Origin of the sequence: Burkholderia sp. 8Y, assembly GCF_902506145.1 — a bacterium.
Taxonomy (GTDB): Bacteria; Pseudomonadota; Gammaproteobacteria; order Burkholderiales; family Burkholderiaceae; genus Caballeronia.
In genome coordinates, this window is sequence record NZ_LR733519.1 from 1,879,158 (window position 1) to 1,901,193 (window position 22,036).

A 22,036-nucleotide genomic window follows, 5' to 3' on the forward strand; every position below is an offset into this window, starting at 1 on the left:
CGAAGAGTGGCATCGGCCCAGTCCTCAGACTCATCAGGCTTGACACTATGCGCGTCGCCGTTTTGCAGACCGACCCAAGTTATCGAAATCTCATTGCCGACGTCGTCAAACGACTCGGACACACCGTTGTCACATTCGGCGACGGTTTGCTGCTCTCGAAGGCGCTGTCGCGCTCGACAGTCGATCTTCTGATCCTCGACTGGAATTCGACGGGCCTCTGCGGCCTCGACCTTCTGAAATCCGTGCGCTCCAGCTTCGGCGAGCGCGTTCCGGTCATGTTCGCCACGGCGGACGGCGCGGAGCATAACGTCGTGTGCGCGCTGACGGCGGGCGCGGACGACTTCGTGATTTATCCCATCCGCCCGGGCGAATTCGGCGCGCGTGTCGAAGCGTTGCTGCGCCGCGCGTATCCCGCGACGTCCAGCGCGTGCCTCGAAATCGGGCCGTATCGCTTCGATTGCGACCGCCGGCCCGAAACCCTTGCTGAATAAGGCGCGTTTGAAATTTGTTCAAAATTCGTTCAAAACTAGGCGACGTTTATCCGAACTTTGACAGGCTCTAAACCGCGAGAATCCGCGTAGAGCGCGGCGGTGGCATCCGACTTGTGACCGAGCAGAGCCTTGGTGTCGATGCCCCCTTGCTCGATGTAGAGCCGCTTCGCCAAGCTGCGCAACTCATGGAACGTCGGCGCTGCTTCGTCGGTGATCCCGGCAAGCTTGCGCGCCTCCCGGAACTTGTCGGAGATCGTCTTCGTCTTCACCTTCGAGCCTTTCGGCGCTGCGTTGTTGTTCCGCGTGTGATGAATGAGGTACTTGCTGACGACGCCCGTCGCCCGGCACCGCGCGATCACATCGGCGAGCGACATGCCGACGACGTTCAAACGCAGCTCCAGCGGAATGGCGATGCGCGCGCCGGTCTTGCCGCGTTCGAGCACTGCGTATCCGTCCACGTTGAACGATCGCTCCCACTTTGCGATCGTCGATAAATCCTGACCGGACACGATCGCGAGCAGCATCGCGTTCTGAAGCCACGGCGCCACCTCCGGCGCTTTCTCGAACGTCGCGTTGAAGTCGTCCAACGTCATCCTCCGGCGGCGAACAGTCAGCTTCGCGCGCTCCGTATCTTCAGCCGGATTCTCATTCATCCATCCGAGCGCCTTGCCGCGGCGGCAGATCATCTTCAGACGTGTGCGCACCTGCACCGCCCAGTTCGACTTTCCTTCGTCGATGATCTTCTCGAGCATCGTCGCGATGTGCTTGGTCGTGAGATCCATGCACGGGATCGCGCCGAGCTCCTTCTCGATCACCCGGTCACGGTACTTGTACGCATCGAGCGTCGACTTCTTCCGGCCGCCGTCCGGCATCTTCTTGATGAGATCGGTCACAGTCTCGCGCGGCTGAGCGAGGCGGTCGGCCAGCGACCGCGTGAGCTTGCTGTTCTCAACGACCACATTCGCTTCGTGCGCTTCGTGGATCGCCTGAGCAAGCGAGATCCGGCCAAGCACGTGCGTCTTTCCGTCGCGAGGATCGCGCCACACGTAATAGCCAGGGCGCGGCTCGTGCATGTTGTCCGGCCAATTGGCGCGGCGGCGGATACGGGGGCGAGCTGCCATGTTCTGTTATCTCGGAATACGTGAGGCCAGCGATGGCCGAACTTGTCTGTCTTGAAACGTCGCGTTCTCGTCGACGTAATACGCTCGCCCGACCTTCATCGGGGGTGGATAAATCTTTCCGTCCCGGATCCACAATCTTGCAGTTCGGATCGCGGGCGTCGGTTCAAACTGTCGCTTAAGCCATTCGTCAAGTCTGACTTTCATTTTTGTTCTCCGCCCAGATACGCGCGCGAGACGCGCATGAATTCTTCAATCTGATGCTGCACTTCTATCCCTAAAGTTCTTGTCGCTAGGGTCGATAACGCGGGCATGAACAAAATCCAAGCCCAAACCCTTCTCGAATTCGCCGACGCTTCTGCGATGGCGGACGTTGCCACCAAGTTCGGCTTCTATGACCCGGACAGCGAAGAACACGGCGACGTGTACTGGCGCACCTTCATTCACAAGGTCGCCGAGAAAGCGCCGGATTGGAAACTGCCTGATCTGATGGCGCTTGCTCATTCCTAAGTCCGCACTTCGCGTCGGGCTAGAATCGCTGGGCTAACTCTCTTCGCTTTGCAGGAGCGCGCGGATCGCCTCGGCGCATTTCTCCGCGCCATCCGATTCACCTTGCACGTAATCGCTGGCGCGGCCGTCTTCCGATCCGCTGTACGGCGCTCTCCCTTTGTAGAGATTCCATCGGTCGACAGACACGCCATCGCATACCGCCGCCGCTCGATCCAGCACTGCGCGCTCGACGGCGCGACCAATGATGAGCGCCTCTCTGCGCCACCGTTCAACGCCGGCGCGGTCGAAGTCGCAAACGGCGGCGATCGTCGTCAGGATCTCTTCGTCGGTCACTTCGCTTTCTCCTGCGCGGCGATTGCGGCGTCGATGTATTTGTCTAGATCAGCCTTGAACTGCGCGGCGTCGTTGGCCGTCGAACTCCAGCACATGCGCTTGATGTCGCTCCAGTCTTGCAGTGTTGCAATCCACCGATACCGCGCCGCGTCCCGCGCATCGCTCGACGGCGCAGCAAATACCGGCGTTGTCGCGAACATAGGGCGCGCGTCCGGGTACAGGGTCGCCACGCCGGTGCGGTGGCCGATCCATTTCCGCATTCACATATCCAAGCGGTGGCGCATCGCTCGACGGCGCATCGCTCGACGGCGCAGCAGGCGATGCTTGCCCCGAACGAACGCCAGCATTGAACGCCCGACGCGCATAGGCGTTTGGAGATTCGCGGGAATCCGCCATCGTCTTTCGGTCCCATTCGTCGAACGTCATGCTTCCCTCCATGCGTTCCCGCAGACCATACATACCCACCATCCGCCGTCGTGCTCGGTGAGCATCAGACTTCCGCATCGGCTACACATCACGTTTTCTCCTGCGCGGCGATTGCGGCGAGCACGTCCTGCACGCAGCCCTCGAAGGCTTTATTCGTTCCGTCATCTATCGTCCAATTGTCGAGCGCCTCACGGACGGCTTTCTCAATCCGCTGCGCATCGCTCGACGGCGCAGCAGGCGATGCTTGCCCCGAACTGGCTTCTACCGGCGATCGCAGATAAAGCGCGCGCTGGCCTTCGTCGCTCAACGGGTCAGCCTCTGCGCTCGGGGTGGCGTTGCCTGTCCATCCTTCTTGCCGTTTCCGCTTGTACTCCTCCATCGTCATAGGCTCTGCGCTCGGGGTGGCGGGGGCATTCAAAGCAGCCCGAGCTTGCCACGCGGCCCATGCTTTTTTGTCATCCTCGAATAGTCCGCTCGGCGCATTCAGACGCGGCTTGCGGCTCACATGCTCGACGTGCCATGCTTCGAACTGCTCCCGCTCTGCGCTCAGGTCGAGAGCGGAGGATGCGAGAAGCGACTCGGCCTTCTCGATGGCGTCAAGCGCATCTTCGAGCGCGCTGTTGTATCCGAAGCGGTGGACCGAATCGGGTTCGTCGCTCGGCCCGATCTCGTCGGCCGGGTTCTTAAGAAATAGCGCCTTGATTGCTTCTTTGATTTTCTCGCTCATGTTCTCTCGCAATAACAGTCTGTCCAATCATCACGCTGCACCGCTCGCCTGTTACATACGCCATCGCCTCGACGAAGGAGACTGATGCGCGATGGATAAGTGGTGTCGTCGCGGTCTGCGCTTTGCCGAGCGCGTCGAGGGAATCGAGCAGCGCGCGGTAGGCGGGGTGGTGGCGGATCATTCCGAGTCACCGAGATAGCAGGGTGAATGCTGCCGCAGCCACTCGCGGTACTTGGCCGTTTCCAAGGGCTCTAATGCGGTGTGCCCGATTGGCCATCCCATCAACCACTCGACCCATTCCGGGTTCAACTGGCCACCGTCCGAAGCCATAACCGCGTGATCGATTCGGTCGTTTGCTCGGCTCTTGCCTGACTTGCGCATGAGCGCCGCCGGCGACGATCCTTTGCTCGCGCTCGCGCACGGCGTCGGCCACATGTTCTTGCGGGCCATCATCGCCAAGGTCGGGCGCTCCGCAGCTCCGGCGCTCGGACTCTTGTTGATCCGGCCGCTGCCCGCGTCGATCGCGCAGGGCGTCGGATACATCCGTGACGAGACCGCCTCGATCAGTGTTCCACCCTCCCGGCCCTTGCGAGGCGTGATACGACCTCCCTTGTCCGCAAGGCTCGCTGTCGGCGTAGGCCAGAGCTTTACTTCCGCGCTCAGCTTCGGCTCGCCGCGGCTGTTCGACTTGCCGGCCGTCCGCTCGATTGCATCGTCCGCTACGGGCGTTTGCCAGAATCCAGATCCGCTCTCGGAGATGGGGAGCGCCGGTATCGGCCGCAGAAACGACTCCCCATTCCGCATCGAACCCCATCGCGGCCAAGTCTCCGAGAACTCGTCCGAGTCCCCGAGAAGTGAGCATTGGGCTGTTTTCCACTTCAACTCGGATGGGCTGTATCTCGCGAATGATCCGAGCCATTTGGGTCCATAGGCCGCTTCGCTCGCCGTCGATTCCTTCGCCCGCGCCGGCCGCGCTGATGTCTTGGCACGGAAATCCGCCCGCAACGACGTCAACAATGCCGCACCAAGGTCTTCCGTCAAAGGTGCGCACGTCATCCCAAATCGGGAAAGCGGGAAACGTTCCGTCGTTCTGTCGTGCCACAAGCACGGCTTGGGCGTAGTGCTCCCATTCGACGGCGCAGACGCATCGATTCCCTCGAAGCTGGCCGGCAAGAATGCCTCCACCAGCGCCCGCGAATAGATGAAGCTCATTCACTCTGCCTCCGGCGTGATGCGCACGCGGTAGCGCCCTTCGTCGAGCGTCACGATGATTTCCAGGTCGTTCTGAGCGACTAGGTGAGCGACGGCACCGTTGATGCACTGAGCAGTCACGTCTTGCTTCTGCGTCGCGACGCGGCCATGGGCGTCGGCGCGCGACTTGCCGATGAAGATGCGGTTCGTCAGCGGCGACATCCACATTCCGAGCTTCGATGTGCTCATTTCATCCCTCGTTATTCATTGCGGCGCTGGTATGAGCGCCGCGGTTTGGTTCATTCGGGCAGCCGACCGGTTTTCCGTACGTGCAACCGATATAGCGCGTATAGTGGGCTCACATGCCACTCAAGGTGTGCAAAGGGAGTGAGCATGGAAAGCCAGTCTTGTGTGCCCTATCGCGGGTACACGATCGACGTGCGCGTCGTTTCTAGCAAGTCACCTTCGCTTCACGGCCAGCAGGTCGGATACGCTGTCTCTTGGACAATTCTTTCCTTCGACTCTGGCGCTGCGCCAGTTGTTAGCCTTCCCGAGCAACTCAACTTCCTGACGCCCGACGACGGATTCAGATATGCGGAACGGCAAGCGAAGAGGTTTATCGATGGGTGCGCCAACGATTGAAAGTGCTGATGCAGCGCCAGCGTGAACCGCGCACAATAAATGTCTCGTTTCGTTCGGCTACCGATGGAATTCGCCATGTCGCGCTTGATTAAGGTTGGAAATCATGAGTACCACGTCGTGGTACATCCGCTTGTTGCTGGCGGCTTCGCCTTCACTGTTGTCGACATAGATCTGACAGGGCCCAAAATCACCGAGGCCCGTCACGACAGCGCAGTCATGTTCCCTACCGAAGAAGACGCGTACAGCCGCGGCTCAGCCTACGCACGTCGGCGCGCCAGGCTGTATAGACGTTGACTTCTCGCTGCAGCGGTGCGGCCCAACCGATGGAACCTCCCGTCCAAGTGTCGTAGCAGTTCCCATCACTAAGCTAGGACGTTCCTTCATGAATGCACCACCTCTACTACCTGTGCTGCGCTTGGAAGGGGATCTCTTCTTCAATCAGCGAATCGCCAGAAAGACCTTTCGAATTCAAGTTACACACGAATGCTTGGCCGACATTTTTGGTTCGGATGGCTCTCTCGCAGGTGACAACCGAGCGCTTCTCGTCAATCTCCAGCGGATAGTCTCAATGGCAACCCGGAAAGTAATGACGGGCATGAATTCGCCCGTCAAGGTTCTTCGTGCCGACTTCAGGACGTATTCTGCGGTCGGGGGCGATTCGTCCTTCGTCTGAGATAGGGTGCGAATCGCGAATGGGCGAGCAGCATCAGCCGCTTTCATCACTGGGCAGTCGGGGATTGCGCGGGTTCATCGTCACGTACCGGCACCGGCCACTGAATGCCGCGCTTAGCCTCATGAATTGCGTCCATCGACCGCTTCGCCTTCTTCGCGCCATGGATGAAGACGCACACGAGCGTTGCGAAGAAGACCCAGATGAGGATGATCGGGAGGTAGTAGGACATGTGGAGTTCCCTCGGGGATGCGGTGGCCTGATGCGTGATTTGTGCGCGCCGGTTGGCCCGGCGTCGGTGAGACTCTTCGGGAGCTACTTGCTGCCGACGTTCATATAGGCGAACTGGCGGGCGACGCTGCCGGGCACCCAGTACTTGCCGATTTCGACCTTCGGAACCGTCAAGCCGAGCACCTGACGCTGGCGCTGCCGGAGAATCGCGCGGCGCTCTTCGATCGTCAGCGCGCCGTTGGTGTCAATGTGTCGGAGGTCCGTGTTTCGTGCGGGCGTTTTCATAGCAGGATGTTCTGTGAGAGAGCGACGAGCAGCGTCGTCGCGATGCCTACGATGGAAAGGACGAGAACGGCGCTGTGAAGCGCCGCTGCGTCGCTGATGTCTGCTGTGTTCATGCTGTGGCTCTTTCTCGTTCGATTGCCGCCTCGACAGCACCGCGGCGCACGCGCAGGTGAACCGTGCACTGGTCGCCGATAAGGTCACTGGCGACTTGAGCGAGCGCATCAGCGACTGCGCTCAAGTGCTCCAGAGTCGGCTGGTTGGTCTGGACCAGTGCGTGCGCCTTCTCAAGCAGCGCGCGCTTGTTTGCGATCTCGCTCATGTCGTCCTCACGCGGCCCGGCGGTTCAATTCGGCGATCATCTGCTCGGCCTCCGCATTGAATTGGAGGAGACCGGGCAGGAGGATCTGTTCGATGTAAGCGTCGTCGCGCTCAATGCGCTGGTGGTAGAGGCGGAAGCGTTCGGAGACGCGGGGGTCGTAGCTGATGAACATCCAGTACTTGCGGCCGGTGACCATCATGCAGCCCTGCACCTGCGGCTTGTGCTCTTCAGGCATGCCGTGGAGCAGGGTGTTGATGTGGACCGCCTCGTCCATCGGGCACTTCGATTCGTACCCGCCGTCGGTGCCGATCAGACCGTCGGGGCTCGCGCCGATGAACGGATAGTCCGGATGCAGCGTGAACTCGGCGGGCATCACGATGTGTCCTGTCTCCAGCTCGAACGCCTCTTTCGCGAACGCCTCGACTTCCGTCCCCCAGCGCAGCGCGTGGCCATCGATGGAGTGCTTCGGCGTCTCGGCGAGCCGCTCGAAGACGATCTCGCGCATGTACTTGTCGCGCGCGGCGGTCGGCTTGCCGGCCTTCGTCAGGCTGATGACGTCGACGAAGCGCGAGGCGGTCAGGCGGCCCGCGCGCTGCGCGCGCCACTCGTCGGATCGTTGTTCGACGACTTCACTCATGGCTGCCTCCTTCGTTCGGGGTAACGTCTTCGGCGCCGGCCATTGCCTTCAGGCGGTTGAGTTCTGCCGCTCCGATCGCTTTACGGTCTGCTGCGCTCAGCGAGTCGCCGTTCGCCAGCTTTCCGCCGGCCCATGCTTTCGCGAGAGCTTCCTGACCGCCTTCCTTCGCGACGAATTCCAGTTCGCTGATGAGCACGTCGTGCCGCTCGGTGCGTTGCCCGGTTGGACGCGCGGCTGCGGCGACTTCGCTCGGCGTGGCCTTCGGCGTGATGTCCTTCATAGACGGCTGGCCTTCGAACTCATCAGGCGTGTAGACACCGAGAATCACGTCCGGCGTGTAGAGGCGGGCCCAGCGTTTGATCGCGAGATACGCGAGCTGCTGGCGCGGATCGTCGGCCCAGAGAGGCGAGTTCCGCACGCGGGCTTGCGCGAGGAGAAGGTCGAGAACGCGCGGTTCCTCTTCACCCTTAAGCGTCGCCCACACACGCACACCGAGGCCGTCTTCGTCTGCCATCGACCAACCAGGCACGCGGTATTCCGACTTCTTTCCGTCCTTGTCGCTGGTCCGGATGTTGAATTTGCCGATGACCTTCGTCCAGTCTCCGTACCAGCCGTAGTGGATGCGATCACGCGTCGGCGCCAGTGAGGTGATAACCGCGTTCACCAGCTGCGCCTCATAGCCGATCTGGTTGTTCACGAAGTGGGTCTTCTGTGCCACCGCGTACGGGTTCATCTTCCACTGCATGGCTTGCAGCACGACTGCGGCACAGTCGGCGGTGTTGCCGCGCAGGTGCTGCGGGATTGTCGACTTGCCGCTCGACATCATTTCGGCGAACTTCATCACCGAGTCCATGACTGCGGTGTCGAGCATCAGCGCGGTCGTGCTCATCGGAACGTTGGATCCGGAGTACTCGGCGAGGGCGGTTTCATTCTGGTCAGACATGATTTCTCCTTCCCCCAGACTCTGCGGGGCTTGATGGATTTAGGCGGGGGACGTTTCGGTGGTGAGGTTCAGGAGCCAGCGGAAGACATGCTTGCGCTCCACGTCGTAGTGCGCGGCAAGCACGTCGACGATGTCGTCCGCGCTTGGACCGTTCTCGACGAACTGCTCGTGCTCCCGGCGCTTCTGCTCGGCTATCTTCGCGTCCTTCTCGGCGCGGATGCGATCGGCTTCCTTGCGCGCCGCTTCCTCTTCAGCCCGGCGCTTCGCAGACGCTTCCTCTTCCTGCCGGCGACGCTCGGCCGCCAGTTCTGCCTGCTGCCGCGCGATCTCGTCGCGCTGCGCCTGCATCTCGGCTTCGTGCGCCTCGCGCTCGGCACGCAGCTTTGCTTCTGCCGCGGCGCGTTCGGCGCGCAACCTGGCTTCCTCTGCCTCGCGTTCGGCGCGCGCTTTGCGCTCGGCCTCTGCACGCTCAGCCGCCGCTTGGCGCTCGCGCTCTTCCTGCTCGGCACGGAGGCGGGCGAGTTCTGCGCGCTCCGCTTCGATGCTCGCCTGCTCGGCTTCCTTGGCGAGCGCGTCGGCGTGCCGCTCGCGCAGCCACTTGATAGTCTGGTACTGCTTGGCCTGTGCCTCGCCGGTGAACTCACCGAATTCGTCGATGGAGATGACCATCTGGTCGACGCGCTCGACATGTTCGGCGATTTCCGCCGATGACTTGTTCGCCGCCGCCATCGCATCGAGCATGAAGGCCTCGATGCGCGCCTTGATCGACGCGATCCGCCGCTCCTCCGCCTCTCTGGCTGCGCGCTTCTCGGCTTCGCGCTCCGCATCCCACGCGTCACGCAGCGACTGCAACCGTGCTTCCTCGGCCTCGGTGATGGTCACCAGCCGCTTCTGCTCTTCGATGACCGCCTTTGAGAACGCCGTCGCATCCTCGCGCGCTGCCTTGCCCGCCTTCTCGATCTCGACGCGCGCGGTCTTCAGCACCATGTAGGCGAAATGGCACTGAGTTCTGGCGTCTGCGTTCTTGATCTCGACGATCGATGCGGACTGCGTGACCAGCTCGCGCAGCTTCTTCTCATGCTCCGGCGCGCTAAGCGCGACTGCTGCGCGCTCAACCACCGTCAGTTGCGTTGCTTCCATCGTTATCTCCAGCCCCAGACTCGGCAGGGCGTTAGGGTTAAGTACTCCTACGCACAAAGGACTGAAAAATAGACGCTTCGAAAACGTCCATCAGTCAGTGCTCTGTCGCTGCGCTTCAGATCACTCGCGACTCCGTCGTCGCGATCTCGATGCTGTCGCACAGCAGGGCCGCTTGCACCATGGCCTTCAATTCGGTGGCGAACGGCAATTCGTCCGACATCGTCAGGTAGTGCAGCCGCCCGATCTCGCGCGGCAGCGTCGAGATCCGCTCCAGCGCGAGGATGAAGTCGCTCGTGCTCATGCTTGCGATCCGTTTCTGGTAAATCTCGTCGGCCCGCTTGTTGACGTACTCTTGGCGGCGCTCTTGCTCCGCCTCGTCGCGGTCGAACATCGCTAGATCGCGGTCAATCGCAAAGTCAGCCATTCTTGTTGCAAGGAAAGGCGTCACTGCTCTCATGTCTTTGCTCCTTTGTCTTAGCGGTGCGTCGTCTTCTAACGGCGCACTGGTAAAACAGTTCAATCCGCGCGGCGTTCTATAGCTGCATCTGGCAGCCAGGCACCGCGCGGATAGGCGTCGATCTTGTTGTGTCCGGGGTAACGCGTTGCGCCCGGTGCCTAGCCACTCCCGTTAGGAAGTCATCGGCATGTACGGCCTTTCGGCCGGTTCTATCGCTTGACAGGTTGTTAAGGAGCGTCGCCCTTGTAGGCGGTGCGCGGTTCGGTCAGCGCATGGAGGCATTAAACACTATGTTTAAACAACTGTCAAACATTTTGTTTAAGGGCGCTTCGTAGGATGTTTAAATTGCGGATCGTCGCGAGGAGCCTTCGGAATCGGCCTAAACTTCGTAGGGACAATCGGAGGGTTTATGACACCGGGCGACGTCATCACGATCTTTGAGCGGCTGAACGTCGAGGGAAGGGCGGACGTGCCGCTGGATGAAACGGTGGCTGGATTCGCGGCTTGGCTAGCCGGCGCGTGGGACTATCTCCCCGACGACGACATCGCGCTGCTGACGTCGGTCGGCGCCACGCTGTGGAGGGAAGGGCTCGCCGGGTGGCAGAAATGAAAAAGCCCCGCGCGGGCGGGGCCTCAGTCCTTTTGTTGCGGTACTAACTCACTCAGGCCGCCAGCTCGACGGGCGGCAGATCGCGCGGACGAAATGGATCTTCTCAATCTCATCGTCCGCCAAGGCAATCGGCTTGTGCGCGTCGTTCGCGGAGATCAGGTGGGTCCGGCCGGCACGCTTGTACAGGAACTCCTTCACCATCACTCGTCCGTCCTTGGACTTCACGAGCACTTCATCGCCCGGCTCTATTGGCTGGTTCGGCTCGATCACTACAAACTCACCGGCCTTGATTCTGGGGCGCATCGAGTCGCCCTCGCACTTCAGCGCGTACGCGTTCGGATCTTGTGTCGGAAAGTCGATGTAACCGTCGCCATGGCCGACCGGAAACTCAAGGTCTGCCCAATGCCCGTTATCACCTAGCTGCGCCCTACCCACCACGGGAATTGCTCTCCACTTCGTTATTGGAATAGGGCGAAACTCGTCGGTGAACCTGACCGTAATTCCAGGGTCGCCCTTGCCCTTGGTCAGCCACACCGCATTAACGCCGTAGGTGTTCTGGATGGATACCGCTTGGGCAAGAGTGATTTCTGGCCCTTCGCCTTCCATCCACTTGGAAGCGGCATCAATTCCGACGCCAGCGACAGATGCAATCTCCGAGCTGGTCAGCCCTTTGTCGTGTAGCGCAGCCCGCAGGCGCTGCGACGATGTCATCGTGCTCGCGTCGTTACCAGAGGCCATCGTACGCGTGTCAGCAGACGCCGAATCTGCGATTTCGCCAAGTTTTTGTTCGCTATTCGGCGAATTGACTTCGACCGCTGGTGGGTTGCTCTCCAGCAGCATGGGGGGCTGGCCTGTCATGACCCACGTCGCACTGCATCCGATCTTGTCCTGGGCGTCCAGGAGCCCTGCCGCGGAGATGCCGCGCCGCTCCCAATTGTTAACTGCCTGTGGAGAGACGTTGAGGAGGCGCGCGAGCTCAGTTGGCGTCGTCACGCCGTGCAACAGGCGGGCCGCTTCATATAGTCGAGTCATGGTTTCGTGCATAGCCCGAATGTTCGCCGAATTAAACACTTTGTTGTTCAACATAGTGTTTGCTTTTTTTCTAAACATAGTGTTTAATACGGCATGGACACGAAACCCAACATCACTGCCGACCGAAAGCTCATCGAATCCCTCGGTGGGTCTGCCCAGGTTGCGAAGACTCTCAACTTCGGCCCCGGAGGGGTTCAGCGCGTCGATAACTGGAAGCGCAGGGGGATTCCCGCAGCAGTCAAGCTGGACTGGCCGCATATCTTCTTGAGACGCCGCGCTGGTCCTTAGGGGTTTCCTTCCGGCTCTCATCATTGAGCGCACCCGCTTCTGGGTAAGTTTCATCGTTTTAGGGGTCTTCGAGACCCCTAAATTTGGCAACACGGGCAACCAGTAATCCAAGCAGTAACCCGATTGTATTTTTCTAAGTGGAAGGAACTGATGCAGACACAACAAACGCCGCACAAGGCCGCTGCTCAAGCACTTCAGCGCGACGTCGTTTCGGATGCGCCGCGCTTTCTGCCTGATGACCTGATCGCCCAGTGCGGATCTTTCCGTGATGCGGTGTGGCTCGCCTGGGAAAACCGGTCGATCCGCGGCATGACGAAAAGGACGCTCGCGGAAGTGTGTGGGCTCTACGCCCCGCACGTCACGAACTTCGTGAACGCGCAGGGGTTCGACTCGAAGGGCAAGAAGCGGGCGGATTTGCCGGCCGAAAAGGTCGACGAGTTCGAGCGTGTAGTAGGCAACCGGGCCATCAGCCAGTGGTTGGCTGACCGGGCCGAGTTGACCATTTTGGAGAGGATGATCGCCAACAAGAGGTGACATGACAGACGAGGAAGCGGTTGCAAAGGTAGACGGGGCCATTAAAGCAGCACAAAAACGAGTCGGTAACGACCAGAAGTTGATTCGGGAGGATCTGAGGCAGCAACGGTTGACTGATCCGAGCCTGTTTGAAGCATTCAAGCAGATCGGGCAGTTGATGCAACAGACGCAGCAAGGGCATTAAACGACGCGCCGGCCAACCGCCGGCGCTCGCGAAGTTGGATGAATCGACACAGAAGCAGGTTTCACGGGAAGCCTCCTTCTGTTCCGATTTAGTACTCCTCAGGGGAGCCAACATGAACCAAGAGATTTACAGCGCACGCTCAGGGCGCCGTGTTGCCGACACGCAGCACGAAGCATTCCACTCGCTGACCGTCAAGCAGCTCTGCCACACCCAGCAGATGGTGATGGACTGCTTCGATGGCAGCGAGACCCTTCTCACGCGCGAGCAGATCTCCGCGCAAACCAACCTGAAGCTGTCCAGCGTGTGCGGCCGAGTGCGCGCTCTCATCGATGCCGGTCGCCTGCAAGTCCGTGGCTCCGTGCGTGATCTGCACACGGGCAAGCGTCAGGAACTTCTCGGCCTCCCGAAGGCGTAACCATGACATCGACCAATCTCGACGCGGCGCGCGAGGCTCGCATCAATGAGCTCTGCCACCGCATGACCATGAGCGACGCACGCGACGTCCGCGTTTGGCTGTGCGCCGAGCTGAAGCGCGAGATGAAGGCGCTCAATGACGAGCGTCTGGCGCGTCTGAATGATGCTTTGCTGACCGCCGAGGCCTGAAATGGATTGGTTCCGTTGGTGGCACGGCACGGTCACAGACCCGAAGTTTCAGTGGGTCTCGCGTCGGAGTGGTCAGCCTCTCCCGACCGTGATCGCTGTTTGGGCGGCTCTGCTCGAGTGCGGCAGCAATGCAACGCAATGCAACGCAGATGCAACGCGCGGCAACGTTGCATCGTTCGAGTGCAACGACTACGACGTTCTGTTCGGCCTCGATGACGGTTGCGTGCAGAAAGTTTGGGACGCGATGGTCGAGAAAAAGCTGATTGTCGACGGTCGCATTGCTGGCTGGGAGAACCGTCAGCCGAAGCGTGAGGATTCCGGCAACCCTAGTACTGGCGCGCTCTCCAGCACGGAACGCAGCCGTCTTCATCGTGAACGAAAGAAACACGGCGAAACGATCGGGGACGACATGCAACGCGATGCAACGCAATGCAACGACAGAGAAGAGGAGATTAGAGAACAGATAAACCATAGCAACACTGACGTGTTGCTTGTCGCCAGCCCGGCTGACGACCTGTCCTCGCAGCGCTTGAAGTCGCCCAAGGCTGTCTGCCCGCATCAGGAAATCATCGCGCTTTACCACGAGCTTCTGCCTGCTAGCCCGATGATCCGTGATTGGACCGCTGCGCGCGCTGAACACCTTCGCTGCCGCTGGAACGAAGACCCGAAGCGCCAGACCCTCGAGTGGTGGCGCCGATTCTTCGGCTACATCGGCAAGTCCGAATTCCTGACTGGCCGCGCAACGTCCGGCGACCGTAAGCCGTTCACGCCGGGACTGGACTGGATTTGCAAGGCTGAGAACTTCGCGAAGATCCGCGAAGGCCGTTTCCACGACGCGGAGGCCGCATGAGCGCCAACGACATTCAGCGGGCCGTCCCGCATAGCATCGAGCACGAGCAAAGCGTTATCGGCGCGCTGATGATCGACAACGACGCCATCGATCGCATGGGCGATCTGCGTGCCGAGCATTTCTACCGCGGCGATCACCGCGCGATCTTTTCGCAGATCGTGAAGATGATCGAGTCGGGCGTCGGCGCTGACGTGATCACCGTTTTTGAGCGGCTGAATGCCGAAGGACGCGCGGCAGACGTCGGCGGCCTGAAGTACCTGAACGACCTGGCTCAATCGACGCCGAGCTCGGCAAACATCGCGCGCTACGCCGAGATCGTCCGCGACCGTGCGCAGAAGCGCGGCCTGCTGTCCGTGGCGTCCGAGATTCAGCATTCAGTCGGCGCGACGCCCGACAGCGCCGGCGTACTGATCGACCGCGCGGCAGCCAAGCTCGAAGCACTCGGCGAGGCGACCATCAAGCGCGAGCCGAAGCTGGCGGCGCAAGGTCTCGTCGACCACATCAGCGCGCTGGAGCGCCGTTCGACGGGCACCGACCGTGTGATTTCGACGGGCCTTGACGACATCGACCGCCAACTCAACGGTGGCCTGCGCCCGGGCTGGCTGGTCATCCTCGCCGCGCGCCCCGGCATGGGCAAGACGGCACTCGCGCTGAACATCGCGACGCACGTGGCCATCGACCACAGCGCGCTCTTCCTGTCGATGGAAATGCCCGAGTCGGAGATCCACGACCGGAACATCGCGTCGCTCGGCCGCGTGCCGCTCGACACCGTGATGCAGGCGCCGGAAGACGACAACGAGTTCTGGAACCGCGTCACGGCCGCGACGATGAAGATCAAGGATCTGAATCTCTACATCGACGACCAGGCGGCTCTTCGCATGCTGGATGTGCGCTCCAAGGCGCGCCTCGTGAAGCGCAAGGTCGGGCTCGACGTGATCATCGTCGACTACCTGCAGCTGATGACCGGCGACGGCGCGAACCGCAACGCAGAGATCGAAGGCATTTCTCGCGGCCTGAAGGCGCTGGCGAAGGAACTGAACGTCGCGATCATCGCGCTCGCGCAGCTCAACCGGAAGGTCGAGGAGCGAAGCAATCGCCAGCCGATGCTCTCCGACCTGCGCGACTCTGGCTCGATCGAGCAAGACGCCGACGCGGTGCTTTTCATCCACCGCGAGGACATCTCGAATCCGGACTGTGGCGAGCAGTTTCATGGATTCGCGCAACTACGCGTCGCTAAGTTCCGCCACGGCCGGACTGGAGACATCCCGCTGACGTATCGCGGCGAGTTCATGCGGTTCGAAAACCACTCCGGCGCGTGGCCGACCGCAACCGTTTCGAAGGGATCACGCACGAGGGGCTTTGATTGAGACGAGCAGCAAGAGTGGACGCGAACCAGCCCGAGATCGTCGCGGCACTTCGCAAGGTGGGGGCGAGCGTCACGCCAATTCACGCAGTAGGACAAGGATGCCCGGACCTGCTAGTCGGGTTCAGAGGCAGGACGCTGGTGCTGGAAGTCAAGGACGGGTCCAAACCGCCGAGTGCACGAAAGCTGACTGATGACGAGGCGGTGTGGTTCGGCAACTGGAAGGGCGAAGCATACGTAGTGGAAACGCCGGAACAGGCGATCGAGTATCTGACGAGGAGTGGTGCAAATGGCAGGCAATAAGAAACCTAGGAAGCAGTACCGGCCGCGCTGGAATGGCGGCAACGTGAAGCTGAAAGCCGAGCCGTGGAAGGTCGCGGCCGTCTTCGGCCCGCTCGAGAACATTCTCGACGAGCTGGAAAGCGAGGGCACCGTGAGCACGATGCCTGACGGCACGCCGATCTTCCAAGACACGAACGACGGCTGCTGGTATCCGATGGCACCGGCGCTGATGGGCGTCGTCGATGCCTACGAGATCCACCAGACGCGCACTGGCCGCGCGATGCCGCTCGACACGCTTCGCCAGATGGCAAAGAAGCTCGAGCTCCAGATGCCGCTGTTCACGGCGGACACGGACGCGGCGCGCGCGGCACTGGCGACGCTGAAGGCCGAAACGCTGCTGATGAATGCCGCGTACGCATCCAGCCTGGTGCGCTCCGTGCAGATCCGCATCGAATTCGAAGAGCGGAGGGCGGCATGACGAAGGAATGGAAGGTGTGGACGCCCGAGGAAGACGCGCTCCTGCGCGAAGTGTGGGCCCAGCCGGGCACGTTGAAGGCGAGCATCGGCAAATTCCCCGGGCGAACGATCAATGCGATCAGATTCCGCGGCTCGGTCGACTTGGCTCTGCCGCGCCGTGGATCGCTGCGCGCGACGACCTACTCGTGGTGCGAGGAAGTCATCGACGACGCGCTCCGCAATGGATTCGCCGGGACCGCCGATCAGATCGCCGAGGTGACATCGGCATCGCCGAATCGGGTCCGCGCGATTCTCCGGGAAGGCGAAGAGAAGAAGTATCACGTCTCGGACTGGGCTAAGCGCAGCAACGGCTGCGATTGGAGTCCGATTTGGGTGTGGGGAGGAGGCGAGCGCGCGCCGAAGCCTGAGCGGCAAACCAGCGCGGTTCTTTCCAAACGCTTCCGCACGCGAAAGAAGCTGAAAGAAGGACAGTACAACCCGTTCGACGTGCTCGCGAGGCAAGTCGTCAACGGAGAAAAGCAGGCGCTGGCCATCCGAGGCCGATACCAGAAACGAATCTACGTGCAGGAGGCTGCGTAATGTTGCCCGATAACTTCGATCCGTATTTTGCCGTCACCGGGGTGAAGCGCAGGGACTGGACGCAACCGGCGGGGAGCCAGAAGTGACCGACCGCGAGCAATTCGATCGTCACTACGAGGAGGCCGGCGGCTGCCTTCTCGCGACGGTGAAGGAAGCGCACTGGAAGACGTGGCAGGCCGCGCAGGCGGCGCTGCTCGCGGCGAGCGGACCGGCCGTAGAGATTCGCTATCTGCACGAGCAGGGGCCGCTGGACGCTGACGCCTGGGATCGACTGAGGAGGAAGGGATGAGCGAAGCGAAGCTTTTCTGCATCGAGGTGGTGCTGCTTGCTGCCACGTTCATTAGTCTCGTTGGGATGTACATGTCATGAGCACGCCAATCCTCTACCGCGAGTTCCTGATGCACACGCCGGGCGTCGGGCATCACCTCGTTGCGTTCCTGAAGGCGAACTGCGGTGCGTACGCCGAGCGCGGCGAGCCGCTCCGCGTGATCGTGACGGCAGAAGAGAAGCAGCGCAACGCGCAGCAGAACCGCTTCTACTGGGGCGGCATCCTGAAGCAGATCGCCGAAAAGGCATGGGTCGACGGCCGCCAGTTCGACAAGGACGCGTGGCACGAGTTCTTCGCGCGCAAGTTCGGCGTGCTCGACGAGCTGGTGCTGCCCGATGGCGAGATCGTCACGCGTCGCAAGTCGACGACGCAGATGAGCGTCGGCGAGTTCTCGGAGTTCATCGAGCAGGTGCAAGCCTATGGTTCGGGCGAGCTCGGCGTGGAGTTCGATCGATGACCGCGCGGCTTATCGGAATCCCGAAACCGAAGACGTTCCGCAGCGAGAAGCTCCGGCGCGCGGTCGCCGCGCTTCCCTGCGTGAACTGCGGGCTGGAGCTGTCGACGCAGGCCGCGCACGGCAACTATGGCAAGGGCGGGGCAATCAAGGCGAGCGACGCGCGCATCGCCGCACTGTGCGTGAAGTGTCACTCAGAGCTCGACCAGGGCGGCAAGCTGACGAAGCAGGAACGGCGCGCATTCGAGAATAAAGTCATCGCGAAGACGTACGTTGCGCTAATGGAAAAAGGTGCTCTTGAGGTGGTCACGTGAACCGCAAAGCCGTTAATAAACAATTGTTTAAGTCGGACAATTGAAGTAAAATATAGGCGTCCTAAATGAGAACAACACATGCGGCGCGGTGACTATCGAGACCCTGCAGTGATCATCGAAGAACGGGAGGCGCGCACGTGCAGAGGGTGCCGTCACTTCGTCGAGCAGCGGGTATTCGACGTCAGCTACATGGCATGCAAGAAGGATGCATCGAAGCATTGGCGGGATGACTGGCAGAGCCGCAAGTGTGCGCAATACGATACGGGGGCTAGATGAACTTTGAGACTTTCGGTGAGCGGCTGGACAATTGGGCGCGCGTCGTGCGCCTTCCCAGGTTTCAGGCGGGCGTATGTGCGCAGTGGGCACGGTGGTACGTCGCGATCCGGGATTCCGAGTCGAAGTACGCGGGCACCGCTCCGGCTATGTCGAAGGACGAGATTGATGGATGGCTCGTCGAGCGCGCGTGGTCAAGCATGCAGCACCCGGTGCACAAGCACATCCTGAAGTATCACCACGTGTGGGGCATGAGCGACGTCCAAGTCATCACCCGTATGCGCAAGGCGCACGGCATCAATCTGCGTGGCCGCCCGTGGAATCTGATAATCGCCGAGGCAGAAGCATCGCTCAAGAAAGTGCTTGTAAACCCGGAAGATTTGGCTAAAATGATGCTCAGACTACCGATTCCGCTTCGGCGTGAGCTTGTGGATGCCCCTAGGCAGGCATCCGCGCCTCAACAGAAAGCTGAGTTGGTCGACTGACAGAAGCCCGCCATTGAGCGGGCTTTGTTCGTTTACGCGCACCGATAAAGCGAAGAACAGCGGGGTGAGCCATGAAGCGATAACGTTCAGGTCCTTCCGACAGCCACTTACTCGCTCGACTGAGCAACGGCGCAAACTCGACTCAAGACAACGGCTCTGTGTGGGCCACAGCGACGCCAATAGCTGTTTGGGCGTGGATTCGATTCCACCGCAGCCGGCGCGTACACAGCGGGACCGCTCAAAGCAGCTAACCGGTGGATGCCGGCTCTGTGCTGCGAGCGGGTCTCCTTAAGCGTTTTCAAATTGACGCCGTCACCCGGCGGTCGGCGCCGGAGATCACATCCGGGCGACGTCAATCTGAGAGCGCAACCCCTTCCGCTCGCGTAGCGAACCATCTCGGAAGACGCGGTCACTCTCAGCCTATGAAGAATCGATACTTCGCCGGCCTCGCGCGCAACCGGTGCTTTTGGTGCGACCAGCCAATCTACGACGGCCGGAAGTGCCACGACCCGGACGAAATGGCGAACCTGTGAGAACAAACATGTCCGCAGCACCCTGCAGCATCGAGCCGACGATCAGCCGCCACGCTGAGGCAAACGCCATCGTCGACAAGCTCGAAGCCTTCATTGGCAATTTCCGCTTTCTGTCGGCAGAAGCCCGCGCGCACATCGCTCAGCAGTTCGACGACCTGCGCAGCTACCTGCCGCAAGACTGAACACGTCCTCGTGTCTCCTCGCTCTCGAAAGAGAGTTTGCGCCCGCGCCGGCTAACTCCGGCGTGGGCGTTTTTTTACGCGGCGAGCCACGCTTGCAGGTTGAGATTGGACCATCCGCCGAGCGGGTTCAGCGGTTGCAACGGTCTCAAGGGGTTGAGCGGTCGCAATGGTGTAAGTGGGTTGAGCGGTCTTAGCGGTCGCAAAGGCGCCAGCGGGCGCAAGCCACTTGACGGGCTTCCGAGCCCTGGCATCCAGAATGCGGCCTTGCCGTTCTTGTCCTGGAGAGTGCCCCCATCTACGCTTCCAAGAAAGTTGAGCGTCTTGGAGCTAAACGCGTAGCCGTTCTGCATGAAGCCAACCCAGCTCATGTTTGTGTCGAATATGTTTCCCGACTTGTGATCCACCCAAAGGGCTAGATTGCAGTTTTTATCGAATGCCGGTGTCACTGTAGTGTCCTCGTATATAGATTCGCCCGGTGTATCGCCAGACGAAAGCTATGTTATGGCAACTCGTATCGGTTAAAAAGCATGGCGCATCAAAAAAAGGCGACGCCGGACTGGGAGCGCATCGAAGCTGACTACCGGGCCGGCATCCTGTCGGTGCGAGAGATAGCCGCCTCTCAAGGCATTTCGCACGTCGCCATCGCCAAGCGCGCCAAGCGTGACGGATGGGACCGCGATCTCGCCAAACGCATACAGGCTAAGGCCGAGGCGCTGGTTACCACGCGCACGGTTACCACTGAGGTTACCAGCGAACAGGCGGTAACCGACCGGGTGATCGTCGAAGCCAATGCTGAGGTGATCGCCAACATTCGGCTGGCGCATCGCTCCGACATCGCGCGCTCCCGCCGCCTGGCGATGGCGCTGCTCGGCGAGTTGGAGAGCGTCACCGAGAATCGCGAGCTTTTCGAGGAACTCGGCATCATGCTTCGCTCCGAAGACGAGCGCGGCAACGACAAGCGGAACGACCTGTATCAGAAGGTCATCTCCATGTCCGGGCGCGTAAGCAACATGAAGCAGCTCTCCGAGACGCTCAAAACCCTCGTCGGGCTGGAGCGTGAGGCGTACGGCATAACCGGCGCGCACGACGGCGGCGGAACCGAGGCGCCCGCAGGGCTGGATCACTTCTATGCAGGCTCCGACGAACAAGGCGACGCTTAACCCGGCGCTGCGCAAGTTCTGGACTACGCCCGCGCGTAACCGTGTGCTGCACGGCGGCCGGGCGAGCTCCAAGTCATGGGATGCGGCAGGCTTCGCCGTCTTCCTGACGAATACGTACAAGATCCGCTTCCTCTGCGCGCGGCAGTTCCAGAACAAGATCGCCGAGTCGGTCTATTCGCTGCTGAAGGTGCAGATCGAACGCTTCGGCCTCCAGCACCGGTTCGACATCCAGCGCGACAAGATCATCAACGTCGTGACGGGAAGCGAGTTCCTGTTCTATGGTCTCTGGCGCTCGATCGACGAAATCAAGTCGCTGGAAGGCATCGATGTCTGCTGGATCGAAGAGGCGCACAACCTCACGGCCGAGCAGTGGGAGATCCTGAATCCGACGCTCCGGAAGTCTGGCTCGCAGTTCTGGATCATCTTCAACCCGAAGCTCGCGACGGACTTCGTCTATAAGCGGTTTGTGACGAATCCGCCGCCGAAGACGGTCGTCCGACAGATCAATTACACCGAGAACCCGTTCCTCTCCAGCACGATGCTCGAGCTAATCGAGGCGGCGAAGCAAGAGGATTACGAGGACTTCGAGCACATCTATCTAGGTGTGCCGCGCGATGACGACGAAGGGTCGATCATCAAACGCTCGTGGATCATGGCCGCGATCGACGCTCACAAGGTGCTGGGCTTCGAGCCGCGCGGCAGCAAGCGCATCGGGTTCGACGTCGCGGACAGCGGCTCGGACAAATGCGCGAACGTCTATGCGCACGGCTCCGTTGTCGACTGGGTCGACGAGTGGAAGGCTGGCGAAGACGAACTCATGAAGTCGTGCAAGCGCACGTACAACGCTGCAAAAGAGCGCGAGGCCGCAGTCACGTACGACTCCATCGGCGTCGGCGCGACGGCAGGTTCTAAGTTCGCTGAGATCAATGAGGCGCGGCGCGCAGAAGGCGAAACCTTTCTGGTGCGCTATGACAAGTTCAACGCGGGCGGCGCAGTGTGGGAGCCGGATCGGAACTATCAGCCGGGCATCAAGAACGGCGACATGTTCTCGAACATCAAGGCTCAGGCATGGTGGCTAGTGGCTGACCGCTTCCGCAACACCTTCAACGCCGTGCGCAACGGCGAGAAATTCACCGACGATCAACTGATCAGCATCTCCAGTGAGACGCCGTTCCTCGATCGTCTGATCGACGAACTGTCGACGCCCAAGCGCGACTACGACCAGAACGGACGCGTGAAGGTGGAAAGCAAAAAGGATCTCGCCAAGGCGAACCGCGAGGGCGGCCCTGTGCCATCCCCGAACTTGGCCGATGCGTTCGTTATGTGCTTCCCGCCCAACGCTGGCGCGCTGGATGTGTGGTCGCGCCTCGCCGGATAACATGCTG

The 22,036-nt window shown here is 61.0% G+C and carries 37 protein-coding genes; 20 read left to right on the top strand and 17 right to left on the bottom strand.

All coding sequences use genetic code 11. The features are described from left to right. Positions 1 to 47 precede the first annotated feature (47 nt). Entirely contained in the window at positions 48 to 491 is a 444-nt protein-coding gene (locus tag GV035_RS08230; protein WP_236572487.1) for a response regulator transcription factor, read from the top strand. Positions 492 to 526: 35 nt separating this feature from the next. On the opposite strand, the gene GV035_RS08235 is transcribed toward GV035_RS08230, so the two are convergent. Both GV035_RS08235 and GV035_RS08240 read right to left on the bottom strand, forming a co-directional pair. Further along, the gene (locus GV035_RS08235) at positions 527 to 1,612 is read right to left on the bottom strand and encodes a tyrosine-type recombinase/integrase (RefSeq protein ID WP_159834456.1); all 1,086 of its coding nucleotides are present in this window, start codon (positions 1,610 to 1,612) and stop codon (positions 527 to 529) included. 6 nt (positions 1,613 to 1,618) lie between these two features. Beyond that, positions 1,619 to 1,816, bottom strand: a complete 198-nt coding sequence (locus GV035_RS08240) for an excisionase (protein ID WP_159834457.1) — start codon at positions 1,814 to 1,816, stop codon at positions 1,619 to 1,621. A 105-nt stretch (positions 1,817 to 1,921) separates the two neighbouring features. Between GV035_RS08240 and GV035_RS08245 the strand changes: the two genes are divergently transcribed. Beyond that, positions 1,922 to 2,119 carry a hypothetical protein gene (locus tag GV035_RS08245; protein ID WP_159834458.1) on the top strand — a complete coding sequence of 66 codons (198 nt, stop codon included), beginning with the start codon at positions 1,922 to 1,924 and terminating at the stop codon, positions 2,117 to 2,119. Between the two features lie 33 nt (positions 2,120 to 2,152). Here the strand turns inward: GV035_RS08245 and GV035_RS08250 are convergent, their stop codons facing one another. The 6 genes from GV035_RS08250 to GV035_RS08275 all read right to left on the bottom strand — a co-directional run bounded on the left by GV035_RS08250 (position 2,153) and on the right by GV035_RS08275 (position 5,045). After that, positions 2,153 to 2,452 (bottom strand): hypothetical protein, encoded by a 300-nt coding sequence (locus GV035_RS08250; protein ID WP_159834459.1) that lies wholly within the window; start codon positions 2,450 to 2,452, stop codon positions 2,153 to 2,155. Further along, the gene (locus tag GV035_RS08255; RefSeq protein WP_159834460.1) at positions 2,449 to 2,712 is read right to left on the bottom strand and encodes a hypothetical protein; all 264 of its coding nucleotides are present in this window, start codon (positions 2,710 to 2,712) and stop codon (positions 2,449 to 2,451) included. The genes GV035_RS08250 and GV035_RS08255 overlap by 4 nt, the downstream gene beginning before the upstream one ends. 254 nt (positions 2,713 to 2,966) lie before the next feature. After that, positions 2,967 to 3,605: a hypothetical protein gene (locus tag GV035_RS08260; RefSeq protein WP_159834461.1), complete on the bottom strand. Its 639-nt coding sequence runs from the start codon at positions 3,603 to 3,605 to the stop codon at positions 2,967 to 2,969. After that, positions 3,562 to 3,786, bottom strand: coding sequence for a hypothetical protein (locus GV035_RS08265; RefSeq protein WP_159834462.1), 225 nt, complete (start codon positions 3,784 to 3,786; stop codon positions 3,562 to 3,564). The genes GV035_RS08260 and GV035_RS08265 overlap by 44 nt, the downstream gene beginning before the upstream one ends. A gap of 6 nt (positions 3,787 to 3,792) precedes the next feature. Next, positions 3,793 to 4,926: a DNA cytosine methyltransferase gene (locus tag GV035_RS08270; RefSeq protein WP_442859532.1), complete on the bottom strand. Its 1,134-nt coding sequence runs from the start codon at positions 4,924 to 4,926 to the stop codon at positions 3,793 to 3,795. After that, positions 4,818 to 5,045 carry a DUF7446 family protein gene (locus GV035_RS08275; protein ID WP_159834464.1) on the bottom strand — a complete coding sequence of 76 codons (228 nt, stop codon included), beginning with the start codon at positions 5,043 to 5,045 and terminating at the stop codon, positions 4,818 to 4,820. Before GV035_RS08275 ends, GV035_RS08270 begins: the two co-directional genes overlap by 109 nt. Positions 5,046 to 5,820: 775 nt before the next feature. Here GV035_RS08275 and GV035_RS08285 point away from each other — a divergent pair. After that, a complete protein-coding gene (locus tag GV035_RS08285; RefSeq protein ID WP_159834466.1) occupies positions 5,821 to 6,111 on the top strand; it encodes a hypothetical protein in 291 nt (96 codons plus the stop codon). A gap of 46 nt (positions 6,112 to 6,157) precedes the next feature. On the opposite strand, the gene GV035_RS08290 is transcribed toward GV035_RS08285, so the two are convergent. The 7 genes from GV035_RS08290 to GV035_RS08320 all read right to left on the bottom strand — a co-directional run bounded on the left by GV035_RS08290 (position 6,158) and on the right by GV035_RS08320 (position 10,120). Then, on the bottom strand, positions 6,158 to 6,340 hold the full coding sequence (locus tag GV035_RS08290; protein ID WP_159834467.1) for a hypothetical protein: 183 nt from the start codon (positions 6,338 to 6,340) through the stop codon (positions 6,158 to 6,160). Between the two features lie 83 nt (positions 6,341 to 6,423). Continuing rightward, positions 6,424 to 6,624, bottom strand: a complete 201-nt coding sequence (locus GV035_RS08295; protein WP_159834468.1) for a hypothetical protein — start codon at positions 6,622 to 6,624, stop codon at positions 6,424 to 6,426. 109 nt (positions 6,625 to 6,733) lie between these two features. Then, a complete protein-coding gene (locus tag GV035_RS08300) occupies positions 6,734 to 6,943 on the bottom strand; it encodes a hypothetical protein (RefSeq protein ID WP_159834469.1) in 210 nt (69 codons plus the stop codon). Positions 6,944 to 6,950: 7 nt separating this feature from the next. After that, positions 6,951 to 7,580, bottom strand: a complete 630-nt coding sequence (locus GV035_RS08305; RefSeq protein WP_159834470.1) for a lambda exonuclease family protein — start codon at positions 7,578 to 7,580, stop codon at positions 6,951 to 6,953. Beyond that, positions 7,573 to 8,523, bottom strand: a complete 951-nt coding sequence (locus tag GV035_RS08310) for a RecT family recombinase (protein WP_201303932.1) — start codon at positions 8,521 to 8,523, stop codon at positions 7,573 to 7,575. The genes GV035_RS08305 and GV035_RS08310 overlap by 8 nt, the downstream gene beginning before the upstream one ends. A gap of 39 nt (positions 8,524 to 8,562) precedes the next feature. Further along, positions 8,563 to 9,663 carry a hypothetical protein gene (locus GV035_RS08315; RefSeq protein ID WP_159834471.1) on the bottom strand — a complete coding sequence of 367 codons (1,101 nt, stop codon included), beginning with the start codon at positions 9,661 to 9,663 and terminating at the stop codon, positions 8,563 to 8,565. Between the two features lie 115 nt (positions 9,664 to 9,778). Continuing rightward, on the bottom strand, positions 9,779 to 10,120 hold the full coding sequence (locus tag GV035_RS08320) for a hypothetical protein (RefSeq protein WP_159834472.1): 342 nt from the start codon (positions 10,118 to 10,120) through the stop codon (positions 9,779 to 9,781). A gap of 409 nt (positions 10,121 to 10,529) precedes the next feature. Here GV035_RS08320 and GV035_RS08325 point away from each other — a divergent pair, with 409 nt between their 5' ends. Continuing rightward, positions 10,530 to 10,730, top strand: a complete 201-nt coding sequence (locus GV035_RS08325; protein ID WP_159834473.1) for a hypothetical protein — start codon at positions 10,530 to 10,532, stop codon at positions 10,728 to 10,730. A 48-nt stretch (positions 10,731 to 10,778) separates the two neighbouring features. Here the strand turns inward: GV035_RS08325 and GV035_RS29400 are convergent, their stop codons facing one another. Next, a complete protein-coding gene (locus GV035_RS29400; protein ID WP_236572489.1) occupies positions 10,779 to 11,816 on the bottom strand; it encodes a S24 family peptidase in 1,038 nt (345 codons plus the stop codon). A gap of 384 nt (positions 11,817 to 12,200) precedes the next feature. On the opposite strand from GV035_RS29400, the gene GV035_RS08335 reads away from it, so the two are divergent. From GV035_RS08335 to GV035_RS08400, 14 genes are all read left to right on the top strand, one after another. Continuing rightward, a complete protein-coding gene (locus GV035_RS08335; protein WP_159834474.1) occupies positions 12,201 to 12,584 on the top strand; it encodes an XRE family transcriptional regulator in 384 nt (127 codons plus the stop codon). A gap of 1 nt (position 12,585) precedes the next feature. Continuing rightward, the gene (locus GV035_RS08340; protein ID WP_159834475.1) at positions 12,586 to 12,768 is read left to right on the top strand and encodes a hypothetical protein; all 183 of its coding nucleotides are present in this window, start codon (positions 12,586 to 12,588) and stop codon (positions 12,766 to 12,768) included. 112 nt (positions 12,769 to 12,880) lie between these two features. Continuing rightward, positions 12,881 to 13,183, top strand: coding sequence for a hypothetical protein (locus GV035_RS08345; RefSeq protein ID WP_159834476.1), 303 nt, complete (start codon positions 12,881 to 12,883; stop codon positions 13,181 to 13,183). A 2-nt stretch (positions 13,184 to 13,185) separates the two neighbouring features. Continuing rightward, positions 13,186 to 13,371, top strand: a complete 186-nt coding sequence (locus tag GV035_RS08350; protein ID WP_159834477.1) for a hypothetical protein — start codon at positions 13,186 to 13,188, stop codon at positions 13,369 to 13,371. A 1-nt stretch (position 13,372) separates the two neighbouring features. Beyond that, positions 13,373 to 14,221, top strand: a complete 849-nt coding sequence (locus GV035_RS29405) for a hypothetical protein (protein WP_236572490.1) — start codon at positions 13,373 to 13,375, stop codon at positions 14,219 to 14,221. After that, positions 14,218 to 15,588 (top strand): replicative DNA helicase, encoded by a 1,371-nt coding sequence (gene dnaB, locus GV035_RS08360; protein ID WP_159834478.1) that lies wholly within the window; start codon positions 14,218 to 14,220, stop codon positions 15,586 to 15,588. Before GV035_RS29405 ends, dnaB begins: the two co-directional genes overlap by 4 nt. 14 nt (positions 15,589 to 15,602) lie before the next feature. Then, positions 15,603 to 15,887 carry a hypothetical protein gene (locus GV035_RS08365; protein WP_201303933.1) on the top strand — a complete coding sequence of 95 codons (285 nt, stop codon included), beginning with the start codon at positions 15,603 to 15,605 and terminating at the stop codon, positions 15,885 to 15,887. Further along, positions 15,874 to 16,344, top strand: coding sequence for a hypothetical protein (locus tag GV035_RS08370; protein ID WP_159834480.1), 471 nt, complete (start codon positions 15,874 to 15,876; stop codon positions 16,342 to 16,344). The genes GV035_RS08365 and GV035_RS08370 overlap by 14 nt, the downstream gene beginning before the upstream one ends. Further along, a complete protein-coding gene (locus GV035_RS08375) occupies positions 16,341 to 16,922 on the top strand; it encodes a hypothetical protein (protein WP_159834481.1) in 582 nt (193 codons plus the stop codon). The genes GV035_RS08370 and GV035_RS08375 overlap by 4 nt, the downstream gene beginning before the upstream one ends. 82 nt (positions 16,923 to 17,004) lie before the next feature. After that, a complete protein-coding gene (locus tag GV035_RS08380; protein WP_159834482.1) occupies positions 17,005 to 17,211 on the top strand; it encodes a hypothetical protein in 207 nt (68 codons plus the stop codon). Positions 17,212 to 17,287: 76 nt separating this feature from the next. Further along, on the top strand, positions 17,288 to 17,707 hold the full coding sequence (locus GV035_RS08385) for a recombination protein NinB (protein WP_159834483.1): 420 nt from the start codon (positions 17,288 to 17,290) through the stop codon (positions 17,705 to 17,707). Continuing rightward, positions 17,704 to 18,018 carry a hypothetical protein gene (locus tag GV035_RS08390; RefSeq protein ID WP_159834484.1) on the top strand — a complete coding sequence of 105 codons (315 nt, stop codon included), beginning with the start codon at positions 17,704 to 17,706 and terminating at the stop codon, positions 18,016 to 18,018. The genes GV035_RS08385 and GV035_RS08390 overlap by 4 nt, the downstream gene beginning before the upstream one ends. A gap of 272 nt (positions 18,019 to 18,290) precedes the next feature. Then, positions 18,291 to 18,776: a hypothetical protein gene (locus GV035_RS08395; RefSeq protein ID WP_159834485.1), complete on the top strand. Its 486-nt coding sequence runs from the start codon at positions 18,291 to 18,293 to the stop codon at positions 18,774 to 18,776. Positions 18,777 to 19,317: 541 nt separating this feature from the next. Next, positions 19,318 to 19,491, top strand: coding sequence for a hypothetical protein (locus GV035_RS08400; protein ID WP_159834486.1), 174 nt, complete (start codon positions 19,318 to 19,320; stop codon positions 19,489 to 19,491). A 74-nt stretch (positions 19,492 to 19,565) separates the two neighbouring features. Here the strand turns inward: GV035_RS08400 and GV035_RS29930 are convergent, their stop codons facing one another. After that, the gene (locus GV035_RS29930) at positions 19,566 to 19,937 is read right to left on the bottom strand and encodes a 4-fold beta flower protein (protein ID WP_442859533.1); all 372 of its coding nucleotides are present in this window, start codon (positions 19,935 to 19,937) and stop codon (positions 19,566 to 19,568) included. Positions 19,938 to 20,018: 81 nt separating this feature from the next. Here GV035_RS29930 and GV035_RS08405 point away from each other — a divergent pair, with 81 nt between their 5' ends. Both GV035_RS08405 and GV035_RS08410 read left to right on the top strand, forming a co-directional pair. After that, on the top strand, positions 20,019 to 20,651 hold the full coding sequence (locus GV035_RS08405) for a hypothetical protein (RefSeq protein ID WP_201303934.1): 633 nt from the start codon (positions 20,019 to 20,021) through the stop codon (positions 20,649 to 20,651). After that, the gene (locus tag GV035_RS08410) at positions 20,620 to 22,029 is read left to right on the top strand and encodes a PBSX family phage terminase large subunit (RefSeq protein WP_159834487.1); all 1,410 of its coding nucleotides are present in this window, start codon (positions 20,620 to 20,622) and stop codon (positions 22,027 to 22,029) included. Before GV035_RS08405 ends, GV035_RS08410 begins: the two co-directional genes overlap by 32 nt. The last annotated feature ends 7 nt before the right edge of the window (positions 22,030 to 22,036 follow it).